At 69.8% G+C, this 632-nt stretch carries 1 protein-coding gene; it reads right to left on the bottom strand.

From position 1 onward, the window contains the following. The coding region (locus tag AC01FP_RS18615) for a CurL C-terminal domain-containing protein (RefSeq protein ID WP_474482376.1) at nt 1–632 on the bottom strand (632 nt) is incomplete at both ends.

Genomic DNA, 632 nt, shown 5'->3' with positions numbered 1-632 from the left:
GGAAACATGAAGATCAGCGGCGCCCGTCCGACCGGCCAGGGCGCTGGCGTGGATAGGCTGCGTAGCGCCTCCACTGCCTCTTCGCGAGACGAGCAGGCGATGGCGGCGCGGCGGTCGAAGGCGCGGCGGCCGACCTGCAGCGTATAGGCGACATCTTCCAGCGCTATGTCGGGATGGCGGGCGAGATGCTCCGCGAGGCTGACGGCCGCGGCGGCGAGCGCCGCGTCGTTCCTGGCCGAGAGCGGCAGAACATAGCGCTGCTGGGTAGCGTCGCGCGCAGGCGTGGCAGGCGGCGCTTCCTCGAGCACGACATGCACGTTCGTGCCGCCGACGCCGAAGGAGCTGACACCGGCGCGTCGCGGAGAAGGTCCCTGCGGCCAGGCGATCGGGGCCGTCGGGAAGTAGAACGGTGTACCCGCGAGGTCGATGTGCCGGTTGGGCTTGTGGAAGTTCGCCAGCGGCGGGATCTCATGATGATTGAGCGCAAGCGTCGCCTTGATCAGTCCCGTGGCGCCGGCGGCGACGTCCAGATGGCCGATGTTGGCCTTGGCCGAACCCAGTGCACAGTAGGGCCGGTCGACGCGGCCCGATCCGAAGCCCCGCACCAGCCCGGCGAACTCGATGGGATCGCC

Source organism: Cyanobium sp. NIVA-CYA 375, assembly GCF_056108345.1.
Note: the sequence above shows the minus strand (reverse complement) of the source record. Positions and strands in the feature narration are given on the sequence as shown.